At 38.7% G+C, this 18,383-nt stretch carries 18 protein-coding genes; 16 read left to right on the top strand and 2 right to left on the bottom strand.

Annotation, left to right across the window (positions count from 1 at the left end; all coding sequences use genetic code 11):
- The 13 genes from HYU69_03745 (at window position 1) to HYU69_03685 (ending at window position 12,330) form a co-directional block, all read left to right on the top strand.
- Entirely contained in the window at window positions 1–648 is a 648-nt protein-coding gene (locus HYU69_03745; GenBank protein MBI2269452.1) for a hypothetical protein, read from the top strand.
- A gap of 12 nt (window positions 649–660) precedes the next feature.
- A complete protein-coding gene (locus HYU69_03740; protein MBI2269451.1) occupies window positions 661–1,671 on the top strand; it encodes a glycosyltransferase family 2 protein in 1,011 nt (336 codons plus the stop codon).
- The gene (locus HYU69_03735; protein ID MBI2269450.1) at window positions 1,668–2,846 is read left to right on the top strand and encodes a glycosyltransferase family 4 protein; all 1,179 of its coding nucleotides are present in this window, start codon (window positions 1,668–1,670) and stop codon (window positions 2,844–2,846) included. The genes HYU69_03740 and HYU69_03735 overlap by 4 nt, the downstream gene beginning before the upstream one ends.
- Window positions 2,847–2,865: 19 nt before the next feature.
- Complete coding sequence (locus tag HYU69_03730; protein MBI2269449.1) at window positions 2,866–3,561, top strand: class I SAM-dependent methyltransferase; 696 nt, start codon at window positions 2,866–2,868, stop codon at window positions 3,559–3,561.
- Between the two features lie 189 nt (window positions 3,562–3,750).
- Window positions 3,751–4,002: a hypothetical protein gene (locus HYU69_03725; protein MBI2269448.1), complete on the top strand. Its 252-nt coding sequence runs from the start codon at window positions 3,751–3,753 to the stop codon at window positions 4,000–4,002.
- 22 nt (window positions 4,003–4,024) lie between these two features.
- Window positions 4,025–4,915: an alpha-1,2-fucosyltransferase gene (locus tag HYU69_03720; GenBank protein ID MBI2269447.1), complete on the top strand. Its 891-nt coding sequence runs from the start codon at window positions 4,025–4,027 to the stop codon at window positions 4,913–4,915.
- Between the two features lie 164 nt (window positions 4,916–5,079).
- Window positions 5,080–6,081: a glycosyltransferase gene (locus HYU69_03715; protein ID MBI2269446.1), complete on the top strand. Its 1,002-nt coding sequence runs from the start codon at window positions 5,080–5,082 to the stop codon at window positions 6,079–6,081.
- A 5-nt stretch (window positions 6,082–6,086) separates the two neighbouring features.
- Entirely contained in the window at window positions 6,087–7,010 is a 924-nt protein-coding gene (locus HYU69_03710; protein MBI2269445.1) for a glycosyltransferase, read from the top strand.
- A gap of 3 nt (window positions 7,011–7,013) precedes the next feature.
- Window positions 7,014–7,934 carry a glycosyltransferase family 2 protein gene (locus tag HYU69_03705; protein ID MBI2269444.1) on the top strand — a complete coding sequence of 307 codons (921 nt, stop codon included), beginning with the start codon at window positions 7,014–7,016 and terminating at the stop codon, window positions 7,932–7,934.
- Entirely contained in the window at window positions 7,931–8,893 is a 963-nt protein-coding gene (locus HYU69_03700; protein ID MBI2269443.1) for an NAD-dependent epimerase/dehydratase family protein, read from the top strand. Before HYU69_03705 ends, HYU69_03700 begins: the two co-directional genes overlap by 4 nt.
- Window positions 8,890–9,963, top strand: coding sequence for a glycosyltransferase family 4 protein (locus tag HYU69_03695; protein MBI2269442.1), 1,074 nt, complete (start codon window positions 8,890–8,892; stop codon window positions 9,961–9,963). Before HYU69_03700 ends, HYU69_03695 begins: the two co-directional genes overlap by 4 nt.
- 68 nt (window positions 9,964–10,031) lie before the next feature.
- Window positions 10,032–10,997: a GNAT family N-acetyltransferase gene (locus HYU69_03690; GenBank protein MBI2269441.1), complete on the top strand. Its 966-nt coding sequence runs from the start codon at window positions 10,032–10,034 to the stop codon at window positions 10,995–10,997.
- 97 nt (window positions 10,998–11,094) lie between these two features.
- Complete coding sequence (locus tag HYU69_03685; GenBank protein MBI2269440.1) at window positions 11,095–12,330, top strand: glycosyltransferase family 4 protein; 1,236 nt, start codon at window positions 11,095–11,097, stop codon at window positions 12,328–12,330.
- 10 nt (window positions 12,331–12,340) lie between these two features.
- On the opposite strand, the gene HYU69_03680 is transcribed toward HYU69_03685, so the two are convergent.
- The gene (locus HYU69_03680; GenBank protein ID MBI2269439.1) at window positions 12,341–12,649 is read right to left on the bottom strand and encodes a hypothetical protein; all 309 of its coding nucleotides are present in this window, start codon (window positions 12,647–12,649) and stop codon (window positions 12,341–12,343) included.
- A gap of 164 nt (window positions 12,650–12,813) precedes the next feature.
- Between HYU69_03680 and HYU69_03675 the strand changes: the two genes are divergently transcribed.
- A complete protein-coding gene (locus HYU69_03675) occupies window positions 12,814–13,497 on the top strand; it encodes an O-antigen ligase family protein (GenBank protein MBI2269438.1) in 684 nt (227 codons plus the stop codon).
- A gap of 48 nt (window positions 13,498–13,545) precedes the next feature.
- Complete coding sequence (locus tag HYU69_03670) at window positions 13,546–15,261, top strand: aminotransferase class I/II-fold pyridoxal phosphate-dependent enzyme (GenBank protein MBI2269437.1); 1,716 nt, start codon at window positions 13,546–13,548, stop codon at window positions 15,259–15,261.
- Window positions 15,262–15,275: 14 nt separating this feature from the next.
- On the opposite strand, the gene HYU69_03665 is transcribed toward HYU69_03670, so the two are convergent.
- Window positions 15,276–16,709, bottom strand: coding sequence for a DUF5106 domain-containing protein (locus tag HYU69_03665; GenBank protein ID MBI2269436.1), 1,434 nt, complete (start codon window positions 16,707–16,709; stop codon window positions 15,276–15,278).
- Between the two features lie 361 nt (window positions 16,710–17,070).
- On the opposite strand from HYU69_03665, the gene HYU69_03660 reads away from it, so the two are divergent.
- On the top strand, window positions 17,071–18,138 hold the full coding sequence (locus HYU69_03660; GenBank protein ID MBI2269435.1) for a branched-chain amino acid aminotransferase: 1,068 nt from the start codon (window positions 17,071–17,073) through the stop codon (window positions 18,136–18,138).
- The last annotated feature ends 245 nt before the right edge of the window (window positions 18,139–18,383 follow it).

Raw genomic sequence — 18,383 nt, 5'->3', positions numbered from 1 at the left:
ATGAAACTACATCTCGGCTGCGGACAACGTTATTTAAAAGGATATGTAAATATCGATTATCCCACTTCGGAGCATACTGTGATGGAGACTTTGGTGGCGGACCGTTACGAAAACATTCTTGAGCTATATTTTGAACCCGGGAGTGTTGATGAAGTGAGACTGCACCATGTTTTTGAACATTTTTCCCGTCCACAGGCATGCGCTTTGTTGAGTAACTGGCATTTATGGTTGAAAGATGGCGGAGTTCTTGATATCGAAGTTCCCGACTTTGAACGTACCGGCCGGGCGGCGTTGAGCAGGCTTAAGAGTTCAAAGATGAGATTTGTTGCGTTGAGGCATCTTTTCGGTTCTCATGAAGCGCATTGGGCCGTTCATTATGAAGGATATTCATTCCGTATATTAACTCAGCTATTAAAGAATTTCGGATTTACGATAAAGGAGAAAAAGAGAAATGCATGGAGAGGAACATACAATATTGAAGTGATTGCGGCTAAGCAGGGCAAAACACTCTCTTCACATGAACTGGAAGAGCGTGCGAGAAAATGGATGACAAATTTTATGGTAGATGATTCACCCTCTGAAAAGTTGTTGCTTGAAGCATGGATGAATAAATATAGGGAAGTGATCGGATCATCGAAACCCAAATAAGCAATATCCATCATGGCAGTCAAAGAGTTTCCCCTCGTAAGCATATTACTTCCTGTATACAATGCTGAGCCATATATCCATAATTCTATCCAAAGTATACTCGATCAAACGTATTCAAACTGGGAATTGATCATTGTTGATGATGGTTCAACCGATCATTCGGTTGAAGTTGCTGAGGCTTTTAAAGACAAGAGAATACAGATATTAAAAAAGAGTAATTCGGGAATGGCTGATAGCCTGAACAAAGCCATGGCAATAGCGAAGGGCGATTATATTGCCCGACAGGATGCGGACGATATTTCGCTTCCGGAAAGATTGGAAAAACAAATCAGATTCATGTTAAAAAATACAGAAATAGGTTTGCTTGGCACCTGGTCCGGAATAATCAACGAAAAGGGAGAGTCAACCAGGCAATTTCATAAGCATCCGCTCAGTTCTCCTGAATTGAAATGTGACCTGTTCTTTGACAATCCATTCGTACACAGTTCGGCTATTTTTAAAAGAAATGTAATCGATGGTTGCGGGGTGTATGATACAACAATTAATTCTCTTGTTCAGGATTTTGAATACTGGTTCAGGATTTCCCGCAAATATGATGTTGCCAATATTGGCGAAGTGCTTCACCAATACAGGCAATTAAAGTCTGGTATCTCCTTTTCAACTTCCGATTTTAATGCGGTCGTGGCAAAACAAAGTGCTGAGAATATGAAAAAAGTTTTAGGTACTGAATGGCATAAGGATATTGATATCCTTTCTTTTGCATATCACGGCGCTGCTATGACAAATGAACAGGGTAAAGAAACTGTTAAAAGATTTAAGAGTCTGGTAGAAGAGCTTGTTGAAAGAACAATTCCGGGGGAAGATAAAAAAGTAAAAACCAGAATCGTTAATAAACATTTAGCTGCTTTTTGTAAGCAGCGCTATAATAAACTGATTAAGGATAATAATGATTCGTTTTTTAAGAAAACATATTTCAAGATAAGCCGGGAGCTTTGGCTAATGACAAAAGGAACATCTAAATGAAAATATTGCATACCGTTGAATCCTATCACCCTTCAGTGGGAGGCATGCAGGAAGTGGTCCGGCAGTTGTCGGAGCGGCTTGTGAAGATGGGGCATGAAGTCACAGTCGCAGCAGGGTTTCATCCTGAACGTATGCAAAATATCTGCAATGGTGTGAAGATCGAACAATTTAAGATTTCAGGGAATGATGCAAATGGAATCAGGGGAGAAGTTAAAGAGGTCGAACGGTACAAAAATTTTGTTTGTGATTATGGATTCGATATAGTGACCAATTTCGCCGCGCAGCAGTGGGCTACTGATCTTCTATTGCCTGTTTTGAAAGAGCTTAAAGCAAAAAAAGTTTTTGTGCCTACAGGTTTTTCAGGACTTTATCTTCCCCGATTCAAAAACTATTTTGAGCTGATGAAGGCAAGGATGAAAGACTATGACATGAATATATTTCTTTCAGATAATTACCGTGATATTAATTTCGCGCGCGAGAACGGAATAACTGCAACTACGCTTATTCCTAATGGAGCCGCTGAAGAGGAATTTTTGGGTGAAAGCACTATTGATATCCGAAAAAGGCTTGGGATCGGTGAAAAGGATTTTCTTGTGTTACATGTGGGTTCCTATACAGGTATAAAAGGGCATAGAGAAGCTCTGGAAATATTTGTCCGGTCAAAAATTGAGAATGGTCTTCTTTTAATGATAGGGAATGATAACGAACATTTTAAAAGACATATGCGTTTTCACCATAGCTATTTTAAATTGAATTTGTTACGCATACTGAAAGGTAAAAGAGTGATCATTACTTCACTTAAGCGGGAAGAAACGGTTGCGGCCTATAAGACGGCCGATCTGTTCCTGTTTCCTTCAAATATCGAGTGCTCACCGATCGTGCTGTTCGAATGTATGGCAGCTAAAACCCCCTTTCTTACAGCGGATGTGGGTAATGCAAAAGAAATTATTGAATGGTCGGATGCGGGAGTCATTCTTCCAACAAAAATTGATAAAGATGGTAGAAGTCATGTTGAAATAAACAGATCGGTTGAAGCGCTGAATAGTTTATATGATGATGTGGATAAAAGAAAAACCCTGGCAGAGAGCGGATTTAAAGCATGGAAAGAGAAATTCGGATGGCAGGTTATTGCAAATCAATATGAAAATGTATACAAAAGGTTGATAAGTGTGTAATTTATAACTGACAGGTACAATGAGAAATATCTTAAAAAAGATCAACCCAGTAACCTTCACCGACCCGGTGTTAAATTCAGGTGAAACCGAATTTGAAGTGAATAATTGGAGCATATCCGATTTTGTGATATCCAAATTGGTACCTGTGGTGGGTTTACATCCTTTCCCCCTGAATGAACTTATGCTGATGTCTTCTGCTGTTTGCCGTTTTAAACCAACGTTGATCTTTGAGTGGGGAACCAACATCGGTAAATCGGCCCGTATTTTTTATGAAACAATAAAAGCCTTTAAAATTAATTGCGAAATACATACCATTGATCTTCCTGATCACGTTTTTCATAATGAACACCCGTATCAAAGCAGGGGACAATTAGTCAGGGGATTAAGAAATATTACAATGCACCAGGCTGACGGAGTAACACGATCGTTCGAAGTATTTGACAAGCAAAAGGAGAAGGGTAATGTATTGTTTTTTATTGATGGTGATCATAGCTATGAAACGGTGAAACGTGAACTGAGTTCAATCCTGGAACGTATTCCTTCCGCTGTAATACTGTTGCACGATACGTTTTACCAGTCAGCCGGATCGGGATATAACATTGGGCCGTTCAAGGCTGTGGAAGATGTACTGGAAGGAAAGCGTGGGACGTATAAGGTAATTGCTACAAATACAGGTTTGCCGGGAATGACGTTGATCTATACCCAAGCTAAATGAGTTTGTGGAAAGCCAGCCTGTCATCGCGAGTGCTGGTGCATCGGATCAAGCAAACTGGACAATGCTTCCGGTATAACATTAAGGGTAGTTTTGCGTATTTTTATCTGACTAATTTGCATTAAAGTTAATGGCAGAGAAAGAAGCTAAAGCCCGAATTAAAAATTAATACAAAAATTCAATTAGGAATGCATGAAGAAGCAAAATGAAATAAAAATATTTGAAGAAAAAAAAGTTCGTACCATTTGGGATGCAGCGCAGGAAAAATGGTATTTATCCATTATTGATGTGGTTGCTATTTTAACAGAAAGCATTGACCCAAATGCCTATTGGCGAAAACTAAAACAACGATTAAAGGAAGAAGGAAATGAACCCGTGACGAATTGTCACGGGTTGAAAATGCTTGCTGCAGATGGTAAGATGCTGATAATAACGAACTTGTAGTAAAAAGTAAAATAATTTTCGAATGGTTGTTGTAAAACTTATGGGAGGTCTTGGTAACCAACTATTCCAATATTCGGCCGGCTTTGCATTGGCTCAAAGGTTGGGAGTCCGTTTGTTGCTTGATACTTCATTCCTGGAAAACAAAGCCGATGAAACTGTTTATACTAAGCGTAATTACGAGTTAGGTCATTTATCGGTTAAGGCCGGGCTCGCCACTTCAAAAGAAGTCCGTAAATTTTTCAGGGTGGAGCGAAACCAGCTGCTTAGAAAGCTTTCAATCCAATTTCCTTCACTTATACATAATGCGGTATTCAATGAGCATGGGCATATGTTCAATGAAAATTTTTTAGAACTTAAGGATCCGGTATACCTGAACGGTTTTTGGCAATCGGAAAAATATTTCTGTAACGTTCGTGAAGAATTAGTAACAAATCATTTCAATCCCGTTGAAGCAATTAGTGAGCGCAACAAAGCTTTATTGGATCAGATCAATTCGCTTAAGTCGGTGAGTGTGCATATAAGAAGGACAGATTATGTTACTGATGCTAAGACAAACTCGTTTCATGGTGTATGTACACCATTTTATTACCTGAAGGCCTGTTCATACATTGCTGAAAGAACTGAGTTTCCACATTTTTTTATGTTTTCGGATGATCCGGAGTGGGTAAAAGATAATTTAAAGCTGAAATTTCCGGCAACATATATTTCGCATAACAAGGGAACTGAATCATTTTGGGATATGTACCTGATGCGCTTTTGCAGGCATCAGATCATCGCGAACAGCAGTTTTAGCTGGTGGGGAGCATGGCTTAATAATTATGAAAAGAAAATTGTTATCGCGCCTCAGAAATGGTTCAATGATCCGGAGGCCAATAAGACTGATATTGTTCCATCATCCTGGATAAGGCTTTAAATTATTATTTAATTGAGTTTATATTGAATAAGATTTTTTAGTGGGTTTTAGTTGTTTTTGTGTCTGCCGACAGGCAGGCACGAAAGCTCTAAAATTTCCGCAGATATTTTTTGAAAATGTATAAAATAATCTAATTCTATATAATCTCTAATACAGAATTAAAAATGAGTGTTCCATTGGTAAGCGTTATTTTGCCGGTTTATAATGCTGAAAAGTATGTAGGGAATGCTATTCAAAGTATCCTGGATCAATCGTACTCCAATTTTGAGTTACTTGTTATTGAAGATGGTTCAACTGATCGTTCATTGGAAAAAATTCGTTCATTCACCGATAAACGCATCAGGGTAATTGAGAATGTGAAAAATATGGACCTTGTAGCCTCCTTAAATAAAGGCATTGAAAGTTCCCGGGGATCGTATATAGCCCGCATGGATGCTGATGATGAATCGATGCCCGATCGTTTTAAAAAGCAGGTTGAATATTTGGAATCACATCCCGATATTGGTGTTTTAGGTACCGCGACACTTACTTTCGGTAATAGCAGGAGTGTTATAACACGCTATCTTCCCACACATGACGGATTATTGACATTGCTCTTTTTTAATTCATGTATGTGTCATCCCTCTATAATGATGCGAAAGAGTATACTTGAGCCGGATAAAATCCGTTATGACGAGGCATATAAGAACGCCGAAGATTATGATATGTGGACGAGGCTTGCGGCAGTAACAAAGCTGGCAAATCTACAGGAGCCATTGCTAAAATACCGTATACACGAGGCTCAGCTTACACGGGTGCAAAAAGCGAAAGTAAATAGTTCGGCTACTGCTATCAGGAAAAGGCAATTAAAACTTTTGCATATTGAGCCGACAACCCGCGAGATCGAACTTAATGATAGCATAGCCCAAAGCAATGCAATTAATGGTGTTGCCGAACTGTCGGAGATGGAACAATGGCTTATCAGGTTGGTGGATTCGAATTTAAGGTACAAGGTGGTGTCGCCGGAGGTTTTTAGTTCATACATTACAGATATCTGGCTGGACCTTTGTGCACGATCAGGGGCAGGCATGCATCATTATAAAATAGCTATGGGATCGGTACTTGCAAAAGATGTGAAACTAATTTCCCCGCAATCTATCCGGACTTTTGTAAAAATGTTTATCTGATATAAATGAGCGGCAACCTCATATCTGTTATTATTCCGGCATACAATTATGCTCATTTTTTGCCGGAAGCGATAAGTTCAATTTTACAGCAAACTTATGCTAATTGGGAATGTATTATTATTGATGATGGTTCAACAGATGAAACAAAGGTCGTTGCGGAAAAGTTTACAGCTTCCGATGATCGTATTAAATATTATTACCAGGCTAATGCGGGACTTTCAGCTTCCCGCAATAAGGGTGTTGAACTTGCCAAAGGTGAATGGATACAGTTTTTGGATGCGGATGACCTGTTGCATCCCGAAAAATTCAGTAAGCAGCTTCATGTTTTTATGAACGAGCAGGATGCAGATGTTGTCTATTCGGATTATAGATGGTTTGAGCAAACCATTCAATCAGCCTGGATAGCGCCCGGTTATTATTCCGCTATTAAAGGTGATGCCGGCAAAGCATTTCTGATGAAGTGGGAAAAGGGTTTTTCTATTCCCATTCATTCGTATTTATTCAGACGTTACTGTTTTACGCGCTGGGGACTTTTTGATATGCAATTGCCAACTCATGAAGATCTTGATCTGCAGTTGCGTTTTTCCCTGCAGGGAGCCGCTTATGTATACAGTGAAGGTGTAATGGCTTATTACCGTGTTCATCAAAGCAGTATGGCCAAGGACCTCACACTGATGCATAAAGGTTATCTCACAGCGCTTTTTAAGGTGTTTTCAAATTCTTCTTATTATAGTTCAGGATATAGGCTTATGGCTTTACACCGTTATTTTGGAGAGGTGTTGAATTCTTGTCTTGATACAATACGCGGTAAAAAAAATAAATTATTTACTTCTGTTAGTGTTCCGGGCGGGTCCGTATTTAGTTTTACGGGTATTATTTTAAGTCCTGTATATTTAATTTTGAAACTGATTGAAAAGTTAAGTCGATAAGCTGTGATGACTAAAGATGTGAGTATAGTTATTGTCAATTACAATGTCAAAGATCTTTTGTTGACCTGTATAACATCGTTCGAAAAGTTTCATAAAGGGAAATTTGAATATGAAATTATTGTAGTTGATAACGCTTCAACGGATGGAAGTAAGGAAGAACTTAAATCTGCATTCCCGGAAATGTTGTTAATTGCCAATCCAAATAACAAAGGATTCCCTGCAGCTAATAACCAGGGGTTTGCCATTGCACGGGGAAAATATATTTTAATGCTGAATCCGGATACTGAATTTACAGATGACAGCGTTTTTAAATTATATGCTTACTGTGAAGAACAAGCTGAAGCTATGATAGCCGCACCTAAACTACTGAATACCGACAAAACTTTTCAGCAGTCAGTATGGCGTTACCCGAATTTACGGACAGTTTTTTTGGAAACACATTACCTTAATTTTTTGTTGCGCCACAGGAATTATAAGGATAAATCGTTTGATGTCCCCTTTGAAGCTGAATCATTTTCAGGTGCGGCGATATTTTTCAGGAAAGATGTTTTAGGAAAGATTGGTATTCTTGATGAAACGATGTTTTGGATTGAAGATGTGGAGTTTTGTTACCGGGCACATAAAGCGGGACTAAAACTAATGTATTATCCAAAGGCACAACTCATCCATCATATCGGACAGAGTGCAAAGAAGAACTATACAGTTTCTTTGTCCAACCAGGTATTTAATAAAATAAAATTTTTCAGGAAACATTATGGTAAGCTCCGCTGGATACTTGTTGCCGGTATAAGTTTTTATCATTGCCTGTTCAAGCTCATTGTTTTCAGCATACTGTCTCCGTTCAATCCTGTCTTTTTTAAAAAGGCAAAAGCTTATCTTTATACCATTCCAAGGGTGTTTAATCCACCTGTGGGAATTGAATGATGGCCATACTTCCGCGCATACTTATAACAGGTGCAACAGGTTTTGTTGGTCAGCATCTGCTCGATCATATTCCCCGCGATAAATACCGGATCCGTATACTGACAAGAAATCCGCTTAAGAAATTATGGTGTTCAACAAAAGATGTTGAGGTCGTTGAGGGTGACCTGGCAGATGCCGGTAGTGTTTTTAATGCTTTAAAGGATGTTAATGTTGTGATCAATCTTGCTGCTGAGCTTAGGGACAGATCACAATTTGGGCTGACTAATGTAAAGGGTGTTGAAAATCTGATCGCTGCTTATATTCAAAATAAAACGGATCGGATAATTCACTTAAGCAGTGTGGGTGTAATAGGTATGCCCTTTTCAAGGGTAAAAATTGTTCTTGATGAAGACTCGGTATGTCAGCCACAAGAAGGTTATGAAAGGACAAAACACAAAGCAGAGCAGCTTTTGATCGCAGCTGAGGCGAATGGGATTATCGGACTTTGTATAATCAGACCAACAAACCTTTTTGGAGAGCATCACTCTTTTAATTCCCTCCTTAATCTTCTTAAATTTATTAACTCACCGTTTCCTGTATTTTATAATAAAAATGCGGTTGTAAATTATTTGTATGTGAAGGATCTGGTAGCATTTATCATTAAGCTTCTGGAATCTCCGGAAATAAAAGGCACTTACAATTTGGGCAGCTCCTGCAGGAATGAAGAGTTTTTTATTCAATTGGGACGCTCATTAGGGAAGCCGTTAAAGCCATTACCTGTTCCTTCTTTTTTATTTAACATGCTCGAAACGATTAACTATTTTTATATAAAGAAGATCGGATCAAAATTCAGAGCCTTGTCAAATAAAGTTGAATACAGTGATCAAAAGGCGAAAGCTTTTTTTGATTATCCATATGGATTAGCTAAAGGCATGGATAATGTGGTGAAGTATTATAAAAATAATGGCCTGCTGAAATGAAGATTTGCATACTTGCTGATGGTCAAAGTATTCATACAAAAAGATGGTGTGAATATTTTGGTGCGCTTGGGCATGAAATGCATCTTATTTCATTTAAGCCTGCAGATATCCCCGGAACTACTGTTCATCATATCAACGCTGGAAAAATAGATGTAAAAGGAGGCAACTGGCGCATATTATTAAGGGTAACTGATATAAAGCGTTTGCTGAGAACCATCCGCCCCGATGTTGTTCACGCTTTATACGCTACAAGTTATGGCGCAATAGGGGCATTAAGCGGTTTTCATCCCTTTATAGTGACTCCGTTGGGTACGGATGTACTTATTAGTCCCAAGCGGTCTGTAATATACCGTTTACTGCTTCGTTATGTATTTGGTTGTGCGGATATAATTACTTCTTTGGCGCCTCATGTGAGAAAAGCTATTATTAATTATGGCGGTGCACAGAATAAAGTGAGGGAACTTATTTTCGGAGTGAACACGGATATTTTTAACAGTATAAACAGGCGTATTCCTCCAGGTAAATTTGTTGTGACAAGTACACGTAATTTTGAAAATGTATATAACATTCCGCTTATTATTAAGGCAGTAGCTTTGGTAAAGGATCGGATACCGGGATTGGAAGTTCATTTTACCGGCGATGGTTCGCTTAAAAATAAATTGATCAAAATGGTACATGCTTATGGGCTGGACCAAATTGTATGTTTTCAGGGACATATAACACAGCCGGTGATGGTTGAACTTCTGAATAAGTCACATGTGTACATATCGGTTTCATTGTCAGATGGGAACGCAATTTCTGTACTGGAGGCAATGGCATGTGGTTGTTTCCTTTTGGCTTCTGACATTGAGGCTAACCGTCAATGGATACAGGATGGAATTAACGGATATATTGTCCCCTTAAATGATGAAGCTGTGCTTGCCGCAAAAATTTTACATGTGTACACAAACTATGATGGTTTGATCAGTCATGCTGCGGATATGAGTAAAATAATTCTTACTGAAAAAGGTACATTACAGGTGAATATGAAGCGCATGGAAGGAATATATACTGAATTAATAAAGCATTAATATAATGGGGAGAATCATTACAGGGGTAAAATGTATAACCGGGGGTTATAGTCTGATCTCTATATAAAATGAAGATACGATCCTTGCAAAGTTCAGAACTGGTTATCTACGAGGCATTGTCGGCAGAGCATGGTTCTGTTTTTAATTCTCTGAAATGGATTAATATGTTTGGCAGCAATATTAGCCTGAATGGGATATTTAATGACAACAATGATCTGATCGGAGCTTTTTTTCATTACAACGCATCTAAATTTGGAATGTCATACATTGTTAATCCTCCATTTACGCCAAACAATGGTCTGTTTTTTATTAACCCGTCAACTAATAAATCCAATCAGAATACATTCGAGAAAAGTGTAATGGAATTAATTGCAGATTTCTATAAAAAGCTTTCGCCGTTATTTTTTGTAACCTCACTGCCAGTAGGATTTAAAGACACACAGCCCTTTTCTTGGGGAAAATTTAGTGTACTTCCAAAATATACATACCGAATCGACTTAAATTTGCCAACAGCCACTTTACTTGAGAACTTAACTTCTGAAAAAAGAAAAAGCCTGAACAAGGCGGAGAAGGATAACCTGGTGATAAGGAAGGAAAGTGACCTAAGTGTGGTTTATGATCTTATATTAAAAACATTTGAAAGGCAGGAGAAAAAAGTAAATGAACGGTGGCTGAAATCTATATTGTTTGAATTTGCGGACTCCACTAATAGTATAGCATTTGTCGCTTATAACGGAGATAAACCTATTGCTACCTCATTTTGTGTCAATGATAAGCATACTGCATATTATATATTGGGAGGTTATGATGCGGATAACAGGCATCACGGTGCAGGAGTAAGTACAATGTGGAATTGCATTACTCATGCCAGATCAATTGGTTTAAAAGTGTTCGACTTCGAAGGTTCTATGATACCCGATATTGAAAAGTATTTCAGGGAATTCGGCGGAACAATGACACCCTATTTTGCCATGACAAAAGTACCGCTTCCGGTGGAAGTTATATTTAAATTGTTTAAACGTAAATTGATTTGATATAAGTTATTGGGTTATTAAGTTATTGAGGGAGACTTGAATTTGATTTGAACAACTCAACAACTTAATAACTCAATAACTCAATAACTCAATAACCTTGAAACTTCTTATACTCACTCAATATTTCCCCCCTGAAGTTGGCGCGCCTCAGAATCGGCTGTTTGAGCTGGCCATTTATTTAAAAAACAGGGGAGTGGATGTTTCCGTACTTACTGCCATGCCTAATTATCCTCAAATGAAGGTGTATGAAGGATACAAAGGAGCATTTTACAGATATGATGAGATCAGTGGTTTGAAAGTGCATCGTGCATGGATCTATGTAACAACCAGGCGTTCCATTGCCCCCCGTTTATTGAATTATTTTTCCTTTGTGTTCACTTCATTTTTTGTCGGGCTATTCAAGTTGGGTAAACAGGATTATATTTTATGTGAATCGCCACCCTTGTTTTTAGGTATATCCGCTTATCTATTAAAAAAGTTTAAAGGAGCAAAATTGATCTTTAATGTCTCTGACCTTTGGCCCGAAAGTGCGGAAAAATTAGGGTTGGTAACCAATAAGACTCTTTTGAAACTATCCACAAAGCTTGAAGAGTTTTTGTATCGTAAATCCGAGTTGGTCACCGGCCAAACGAAAGGTATTGTTAATAATATTTCATCACGTTTTCCGGGGAAGAAAGTTACCTGGATACCCAATGGAGTTGATCTGAATTTTTATAACTTCAAAGCAGTACATACCAACTGGCGTAAGGAAAATAATTTTTCAGGAAGCGATTTTATACTGATCTATGCCGGGGTGATAGGACATGCGCAAGGTCTGGAAGTTGTTATAAAAGCAGCAGCACGATTGAAAGATCATACAGATATTAAGTTTGTGTTGTTTGGTAACGGACCGGAAAAAGAGGGCTTAATAAAAATGAAAGATGGATCAGCTATTTCGAATGTATATTTTTTTGACGTTGTTAATAAAGATCAAATGCCTCCGATCATTTTATCAATAGATGCTGCGATCATTCCGCTTAAACGGCTTGATCTGTTCAAGGGAGCCATTCCTTCAAAAATATTTGAAATACTTGCCATGAAAAAGCCGATATTGCTTGGCGTGGAAGGTGAGGCAAAGGAGTTATTCATTGACGAAGGTAAATCAGGTCTTGCCTTTGAACCCGAAAATGACAAAGATCTGTCAGAAAGGATATTGGAGTTATATAATAACAGGCAAAAAATAATTGAATTTGGGGAAAACGGATTCCGGTATGTTGAACAACGGTTTACCCGTGCCTGTATCGCCGGCGACCTTTTCGAATTATTAAAAACAAATGTAAAGGATCAATTGTAAAGATCGTGGATCAATTTAAATTGTTACAACCCCGCATAAATTTTTGGCTTTGCTGCCTCATCTCCTTTTTTTTACCCTTTGGCGTATGGGTGCCTGTTTTTACTATTCTCTTTTTGATCAATTGGATTCTGGAAGGACGCTTTTCTGAAAAATTTTCCACCGTTCCATTATTGCCGCTTTTGCTATTTGCGGGCTTGTTTGTAGTATACGTATTTGGTATGATGTTTACCCAGAATGCAGATGCCGGTTGGTTCGACCTCCAGGTAAAACTCTCCATGCTTGTTTTTCCGGTACTATTGCTGACCGGAACTTTCGGCATCAGACAATATTCAACTGTTTTATTGTGTTTTATTGCCGGCAATGCTTTTACTTCACTGATTTGCCTGGGGAGTTCTGTATATGATTATTTTCTTGCCAGCGAGGCCCATTTTTTTTACGGCGCGTTTTCATTGTTCCTCCATCCTGGTTATTTCGCGATGTATCTTGATCTTTGTATCGTTATTTTGTTGCTTTCTTTTTCAACCGATAGATACAATCTGGCAATTTCGGCAGGAGGGAAGATCGTTTTCATTATTTGTACTGAGGTCGGGAAAATATTTTTCGGGAGTATCATTACTGATTATTGTAGCTGCCGGTTCTTATGTTTTGATCAGAAATGTACCTGAAGTGGGAGATCGTTTCAGGAGTATCGGAAGAGTTGTTAATGAAACAAAAATTGATAAAACATCGTCTGAAAGTAATTCGATCCGTATTTTGATCTGGCAAAAGGATATTGAATTGATTAAAGAATATTTTTTCACCGGGGTGGGAACAGGAGATGTAAAAGATGAACTGTTCAAAAAATACAGAGCAGACGGCATAACCGGTGCATATAAAGTTGATCCAACTACTGATAAACCGATTTCAATACTAAATGCGCACAGCCAGTTTTTACAGACTTTTATAGCAATAGGTATTCTGGGATTTATACTTTTCATATCTGGTTTTGTATACCCGATAATTAATTCGATCAGGAGAAGAAATTATTTGTACCTCGGGTTTTTAGTCCTCGTGATCCTTAATTTTACAACGGAATCCATGCTTGAAACACAGGCAGGAGTGTTGTTTTATGCTTTTTTTAATGCCTTATTGTATAAAGCAGATGAGTTTGGCACAATATCTTCATAACTGGTATTTTTTGGTAAATTTGCAGGCCTTTAACATTAAACAATTAGTATGATCCCTTTTGCGCTTCCTCATATCGATCAGAAAGTAATTGATGAGGTCACTGCCGCATTGAAGTCAGGTTGGCTTTCAACCGGTCCGCGTACCAAATTATTTGAAGAGCGCCTCACGGCATATACGGGCTGCAAAAAGACACTATGCCTTAATTCGGCTACAGCCGGCCTTGAGCTCATGCTGCGTTGGTTTGGAGTGGGAGAAGGCGATGAAGTTATTTTGCCTGCCTATACATATACAGCAACCGCTAATGTGGTGATTCATTGTGGTGCAAAACCCGTTTTTGTTGATGTAAACGCAGGCGATTTCAATATAAATGTTGCAGAGATAAAAAAAGTCATTACCTCACACACCAAGGTTATCATGCCTGTTGATTTAGGAGGCTTCCCTTGCGACTATGACGCCATAAATGCGTTGGTTAAGCAAGATGAAGTGGTAAGCAAATTTGATCCCAGGGGCATAATACAGGAACAGTTGGGTCGTATCCTTGTGCTTTCAGATTCTGCGCATTCATTTGGCGGAAAATATAAGGGTAAAAGGACCGGCTCACTCACCGATCTAAGTGTTTTTTCTTTTCATGCTGTTAAAAACCTTTCAACCGGTGAGGGAGGCGCAGTAGCTTTGAATTTGCCGGCTCCGTTTGACAATGATGCGATCTATAAATACCTGTGTGTAAAATCGCTGCATGGACAAACCAAGGACGCTTTTTCTAAAGTTCAAAAGGGCGACTGGCGCTATGATATCATTGAGGCGGGTTATAAATGGAATATGCCGGACATAGCTGCAGCTATTGGTCTTGTTGAACTGGAGCGCTACGATAGCCTACATTTGCCAAAGAGAAAACATATCATAGACAGGTACAACCGGTCATTTTCCACAACCAAATGGGCCGAATTGCCTCTTGCTGTTGATGAAAAGAATAAAACAGAATCCTCCTATCATTTATACACCTTAAGAATTAAGGACATAAAGGAAGAGCAGCGTGATAGTATTATGAGGGAAATTTTTAAAAAGGATGTTGCTGTGAATGTCCATTTTATGCCCGTTCCGATGATGTCGTTTTATAAAGAATTGGGTTATGACATTAAAAATTATCCTGTAGCCTACGATAATTATTCCCGCGAGATAAGTCTGCCGATATTCTACGACTTAACAGATGAGCAAACAGATACTGTCATCAGCGCCTTTTTCATTATCATCGCGCTGTTAATTGTACTTGACTCAAAAGGGAAGGTGTTTTATTCTCAACGCAGGGTGGGACTTAATAACTGTGATTTTCTATTACTGAAGTTCCGGACAATGACTGAAGGGGCTGATAAAAAAGGATTGCTTACTGTTGGAGATAAGGATAATCGTATCACCCGCCTTGGATATTATTTAAGGAAATACAAGATCGATGAACTGCCTCAGCTTATGAATGTTTTAAGAGGGGATATGAGTCTTGTTGGTCCGCGTCCTGAGGTGCGCAAATATGTAGATATGTATACTCCGGAACAGTTAAAGGTACTCAGTATTAAACCTGGAATAACTGATTATTCCTCAATTACTTATGTAAATGAAAGTGAGCTCTTGGCCCATGCTGAAGATCCTGAGCGATTTTATATTGCAGAAGTGATGCCTGCCAAATTAAAACTGAACCTGCATTACATTAAAGAGAGAGGATTTTTTACTGATATAAAAATCATCCTGAAAACACTCACGAAGATTTTTTGACAAAAAGCAGGTAACTATTTTCCCGTTTTACCGGAGGCTTTCTGTTTGATCATGAAATCGATCAATCCATCGAGCTGTTCTACATCCAGGCGCTTGGCAATAATTTTCTTGTTCTCATCAAGCACATACATTACAGGTGTACTGTAAATATCATAGGTCTTTTTAAAGCCGGTCTGGTAATACGGGTCATAAACATTTATCCAATCCAGTTTATTTTCACGTATATACTTCTTCCATTCCGTAGCATTTGTTTCGGTTCCAACTGCATATACTTTCACGTCTTTGGCTTTGGCCGTTTGATACCACTCCAGCAGTTTGGGTGTTACTTTTTTACAATGGCTGCAGCCGTAGTCCCAAAAATAAAGTATAGTGAATTTTGAGCGGACGTCATACAATGTTATATCATGTAACAGAGAATCTTTCAGTGTCAGGTTTGGTGCGTATTTCCCGATGAGCAAAGGTTTAAGGGTCATTGCCCGCTGAGTGATCTTGACCAATTGCGCCGAATCAACCCAAAAGGCCTGTTTGGTCACATAATATCTTTCGGCCATGTGTACAAATATGGCATCCATGCCCATGATCTGCGATGATTCATAGGTAGAGGTCAACCAGTAAACAACATATTTGAATACTTCATTGTTGGCACGCGCTTTTTCCGCAATAATATCAGCAGCGGCGTTTAATGAATCCGCTGTCTGGTAGGTCATGTTATCCATAAAATTTTTCATTTTATTGTAAAGTATCGGAGTACGCAGCAGTCGTTCATCAGAAAAGTCATAATTATCCCAAAAATGTTTCCGGGTATAACGGTATGCGAAAGTAGAGTCAGGACGTCCGTTGGCGAGTATGGGTGCTTCGGGAACTTGGGGGTCGGACATGCCCTTAAATATCTGTGACAAAAGAGTTTTGGGATGTTCTTTGCTGAAATTCAGTTTATACGCCTTTACATCCTTATCGATCCTGCTCATTTTATCGCTAAGCATTTTGATGGAATCTTTGTTGTTCTTGGTTTTTTTTATCAATTCCCGCAGGGGATCCGCTTCTTTATGTTTGACGGCAATATAATTCAGGTATTCGTAAAATAATTTATTGTCTTCCGATCCCTTTACTTTCATATACTTTACGTAGTTGCTGGTGTCTGTTTCCATCGAGAAGTCCTGCACCTGGTCAATAAGAAAGTCAAAGTATTTCTTTTTAGGAAGTACAAGCAGGTAAATACCGCCTTTTAATTTTTCTTTACCCTCGAATGTAAGCTGGCCGTTTGCATCAGCCAATGCGGTATCCTGTATATATTGTTTCTCACCATAATAATTGGCCAGCAGGCAAGTGTCGCCTTTTTTCAGGCCTGCTATTTTGAATCTGATCGCATAACCATTATCTCCCGCTGAAAGAGACAGAAAAGATACCGTTGAGATAAAAAAGGCGATAAAACACTTCTTTGTACACATAAATACAAGGCTTTAGGAGATTAATCGGGTGTTAAAATTAATAATTATACAGAGTACTCTGTAGCTTATGCGACAATTTATTTAATAAAACCTCATTTCAAAATGCTTTCAGAGGATGAAATGTTGACCAGTTACAAGCACAGTAGTATAGTGATATCCAGCTATCCAGGCAAAAATCGTGCAATAGGTTTTAATATCAGTGGAATATGCACCGATAGGGCATGTATTGTTGGTAACTATTGATTATTAGCTTTCGTAAAGAAATTGCTTTATGAAAAATAATCTCATATTTTGTCGCAAAATTATAACCTTATCGTTGTAATCTTCGTATAAAACCTGATAAATACTAAAAGCAATTCTTATGATAACAACAGCTATTCCAATCACTGTTAAAAAAACAGCAAAGTCCCGCATTGCCGAACTTGATGAAATCAACCTGGGTTTCGGTAAGATATTTTCCGATCATATGTTTGTCGCAGAATACAGCAATGGCCAGTGGAAGGAAGCAAGCATAATGCCATATGATAAAATACCATTCAGCCCTTCGAGCTCTATGATGCATTACGGACAATCAATATTCGAAGGAATGAAAGCATACAGGGCTGAGGACGGCAGGGTTCTTTTGTTCAGGCCATTGGCGAATCAGAAACGCCTTAATATTTCGGCGGTACGTATGGCTATGCCAACTATCCCTGAGGAGTTATTTATGGATGGCTTGCTGCAATTGATTAAAATGGATAGCAGCTGGGTACCCAAAGGCGATGGAGCATCCTTATACATACGTCCTTTTTTGATCGCAACTGATGATTACATTGGCGTAAAACCATCAGAGACATATAAATTTCTGATCATCACATCACCTGTCGGAAAGTATTATAACGAGCCGGTTAAGGTATTAGTCGAAACCAATTATATCCGTGCGGTTGAAGGCGGAGTTGGATTTGTTAAAGCATCGGGTAACTACGGACGTTCATTGTATCCAACCAGGCTGGCACAGCAAAAGGGGTACCAACAGGTTATCTGGACCGATGCCCGCCATCACCGTTACCTTGAGGAATCAGGAACGATGAACGTAATGTTTGTGTTGGACGATGTATTGGTGACACCTCCTTTAGGCGATACAATTTTGGCCGGTATTACGCGCGATAGTGTACTGGCTATTGCCCGCGATTGGGGAATGAAAGTGGAGGAGCGTAAAATAAGTGTGGACGAGATCATTGATGCACACAAAAATAATACCCTGAAGGAAGCTTTTGGAACAGGCACTGCCGCAACAATTGCTCCGATTTGTTTGATTGGTTATGAAGGCGTTGATTATCCATTGCCGGCATTAACCGATGCTTCATTCTCAAGGCGGGTTGGAAAAGAACTTGACGATATCCGTAAAGGACGTATTTCCGACAGGCATAGTTGGACATTGGCCGTTTAGCCGATATATTATGTTTTTGGGGCAGCAATATTCATCTCATCGGTATTTTGCCTAAGTAAATCTATTGACTTTCCCGGTTAATTGCTTTAACTTGCTTTGAGCAATTATACCAATTATAAATAAAATTAAGTCCAATATTTGCAGAATAGATTTTTTTATTATATTTGGACTAAACTATAAATATAACAATATGTCATTCGCAAAAACAATACACATCAAAGAGAGTGTGAAGGAATTATCCCAGC

It is taken from the genome of Bacteroidota bacterium, assembly GCA_016183775.1.
Lineage (GTDB): Bacteria > Bacteroidota > Bacteroidia > JABDFU01 > JABDFU01 > JABDFU01.
This window is presented reverse-complemented; position numbering and strand designations above follow the sequence as displayed.